This is a genomic window from Streptomyces sp., assembly GCF_035563135.1.
Lineage (GTDB): Bacteria > Actinomycetota > Actinomycetes > Streptomycetales > Streptomycetaceae > Streptomyces.
The window spans coordinates 1-3014 of record NZ_DATMVN010000779.1; the positions used below are offsets into that span (position 1 = coordinate 1).

Below are 3014 nucleotides of genomic sequence, written 5' to 3' on the forward strand. Positions count from 1 at the left end.
CGCGACCCCTACCCCGCGGTGCGACGGCGCAGGCTGCTGCGCGCCGCCCGGCAGGCGGGGACGGTGGCGGAGGTGGGCGCCTGGGAGCTGGCGGACCCCCGGCTGGCCGCCCTGCTCGACGGGTACGCCTTGTCCTACGGGCTCGACCCGCGCCGCGCCCCGGCCGCCGCCGCGCTGCTGCCGTACATGGAGGAGACGTTCGGCAGCTGGTACGTCGCCGGCGGCATGCGCGCCCTGGCCGACGCGGTGTACGAGCGGTGTCTGGCCCGCGGGGTGGAGTTCGTCTTCGGCGCCGAAGCGGTCCGGGTGTCCGAGAAGGACGGGCGGGCGGCAGGGATCGAGCTGGCGGACGGGTCGAGCGTGGAAGCCGATCATGTGGTCCTGGGCGCGCAGCCGGCCCCCGGACTCCTTCCGGGGCGGCAGGAGCGGCCCGCAGGGGGGCGGAAGGCTCCGGTGCCGGGCCGCTTCCTCGTCCTGCTGTCGCTGCGGGGCGCCCGGGAGAGCGGTGCCGCGCACCGGACCGTGGTGCACACCGATGATCCCGGGGCGGAGCAGGAGGCGGTGTTCGGCGGCCGGACGGCCGAGCGGCCGACGGTGACGGTGCTGCGTCCGGACGATCCGGCCACCCGCCCCGACGACGGCCACGAGGCGGTGACCCTGATGGTCACGGTGGCGCCGCACGGACCGGTCGACTGGACGGACGCGGCGCTGCGCGAGCGGTTCGCGGACACGGTGACCGGCCGGGCCGCCGAGGCCCTTCCCGGGCTGCGCGAGCGGATCCTGCACGCCGAGGTGCGCACACCTGCCGAGACCGAGGCGGAGACGGGCGCCGAGGGCGGTTCGGTGCCGGCGCCGGCGCTGGCCGGCGCGGGGGGAGCCTGTCTGCACCCGGGGAACCGCACCCCGCTGCCGGGGCTGTACCTGGCGGGCGGCTGGTCGCATCCGGGCGGCGGTCCGGCCCACGCCGGGATGTCGGGAGCCCTGGTCGCCGGGCTCGTCGTGGAGGGGGACGGCTTCCGCGGCTCGCAGTGAGCGGCGGGGACCGGGGCTGAGCCCGCCCCCGGGCGCCCACGGCCGGCCTGCGGGACAGGCCGGCCCCGCGGGTCTCAGTAGCGGTGCTGCTCGTCCCGGCCGGCGTCGTACCCGTTGCCGTACGGGGCGGGCCGGGCGGGAACCTCCGGCGGCATCGGGGGGTACTGATCGCTCTCCCGCTGCTGCGGGACCCAGACCCCGCCCGGCGGGGTGTCGGTGTACTGCCCGGAGTACGGGTCCGCGGGCTGCTGCCCGGCGCCGTGGGCGGGGTCGTTGCCGTAGCCGTCGTACGCGGTGTACTGCCCGGTGCCCGCGGCCGTGCCGAGGTAGGCGTCGGACCAGGCGGCGTGACCCGACTGGTCCGTGCCGTGGTCGTCGTGCCCGCCCGCGTAGGTGCCCTGGCCCTGGTACGCGTCCTGGCCCTGGTATCCGCCGCCCTGGTATCCGTCCTGGCCGCCGTAGGGGCCCTGGGCGGGCGGTTGGCCGTATCCGGTGTACGGGTCGTAGGCGGCGTACTGCGGCTGCTGTTCGCCTTGCTGGTCGTACTGGTCGTGCCGGTCACCGCCGCCGGCCGGTGCGGGGTCGGTGTAGACGCCGTACTGCCCGGTGTCGTCCGGCAGCGGCTCGGGTTCGTAGACCGCCGAAGGGGCGGCCTCCGCCTGCCGGGGGGCTCCCTCGTACTCCAGGCCGGAGACCTCCAGCGTGGGCCTGCGGCTGTCCGGGCCGCCCCCTCCTCGGCGACGGCGGCTCTCGCCGGGGCTGCCGCCTATGGCCCACCCCGTGGAGAAGCCGCGCCTGAAGGAGAGCGTCACATACGTCTGACCGGTCGCGAAGGCGACCGCCCCGATGATGATCACCAGCACGGAGGGGATCAGCACACCGAGGACCACGCCGAGGAAGCCGGCGAAGGCGAGCAGCCGCCACCGCAGGCGCGCCTTGTACTGCAGAAGCACCTCGCCCAGCAGCCACAGCGCCACTATGCCGAATGCGATGTAGAGGACCGTCCAGCCCATGCCCGCCCCCTCCTACGGCCACCGCCCCGGTCGGTGGCGGGTACGGCCGGTCACGACTGCTTGTGCAGTCCGAGATTCTCGTAGATCTCGAGTGTCGCCGTCGAGTTGTTGAGCGTGATGAAGTGCAGCCCCGGGACACCCTCGGAGAGCAGTTTCGCGCAGAACTCCGTGGCGAACTCGATGCCAATGGAGCGTACAGCGGCCGGGTCGTCCTTTGCGGCGAGGATGCGCTCTTTCAGCGGGGAAGGCAGGGAGGCGTTGCTGAGCTGCGCGAATCTCTCCAGCTGTTTCACGCTGGTGAGAGGCATCACCTCGGGAATGACCGGGGTTTCGCAACCCGCAGCGACGACACGGTCACGCATCTGCAGATAGCTTTCCGGGTGGAAGAACATCTGGGTGATCGCATAGTCGGCGCCGGCGCGGCACTTGTCCACGAAATGACCGATGTCGGTGTCCCAGTCGGTGGACCGCGGATGCATTTCCGGGAAAGCCGCGACGCCGACACAGAAATCGCCGGCTTCCTTGATCAGCCGGACGAGGTCCGCCGCGTACCGCACGCCCTGGGGATGCTCGACCCACTCCCCCATCGGGTCGCCGGGCGGGTCCCCGCGCACCGCGAGGATGTTGCGGATGCCAGCGTCGGCGTACTGCCCGACCATGTTGCGCAGCTCGGCGACGGAGTGGTCGACCGCGGTGAGGTGGGCGACCGGGGTGAGCGTGGAGTCCGCGGCGATCTGCTGGGTCGCCCGCACCGTCCCGGCACGGGTCGAACCGCCCGCCCCGTACGTCACGGAGACGAAGCTCGGTCCCACCGCCTCGACACGGCGCAGGGCGTTCCACAGATTCCGCTCGCCCTTCTCGGTCTTGGGCGCCCAGAATTCGAACGAGAACGACATCTCGCCGGTCGCGAGCAGATCACGCACGGTGCGCGCGCGATCTGTCCTGGTGGAAGGTGTGCCAAGGGCCATA

The 3014-nt window shown here is 73.1% G+C and carries 3 protein-coding genes; 1 reads left to right on the top strand and 2 read right to left on the bottom strand.

Annotation, left to right across the window (positions count from 1 at the left end):
• On the top strand, positions 1–1032 hold a 1032-nt coding region (locus VN520_RS34585), incomplete at its 5' end, for an NAD(P)/FAD-dependent oxidoreductase (RefSeq protein ID WP_325750908.1).
• 74 nt (positions 1033–1106) lie between these two features.
• Here the strand turns inward: VN520_RS34585 and VN520_RS34590 are convergent.
• Together VN520_RS34590 and metF are read right to left on the bottom strand one after the other, a co-directional pair.
• The gene (locus tag VN520_RS34590; RefSeq protein ID WP_325750909.1) at positions 1107–2045 is read right to left on the bottom strand and encodes a hypothetical protein; all 939 of its coding nucleotides are present in this window, start codon (positions 2043–2045) and stop codon (positions 1107–1109) included.
• 50 nt (positions 2046–2095) lie between these two features.
• Positions 2096–3013, bottom strand: a complete 918-nt coding sequence (gene metF, locus VN520_RS34595; protein ID WP_325750910.1) for a methylenetetrahydrofolate reductase [NAD(P)H] — start codon at positions 3011–3013, stop codon at positions 2096–2098.
• Position 3014 lies beyond the last annotated feature (1 nt).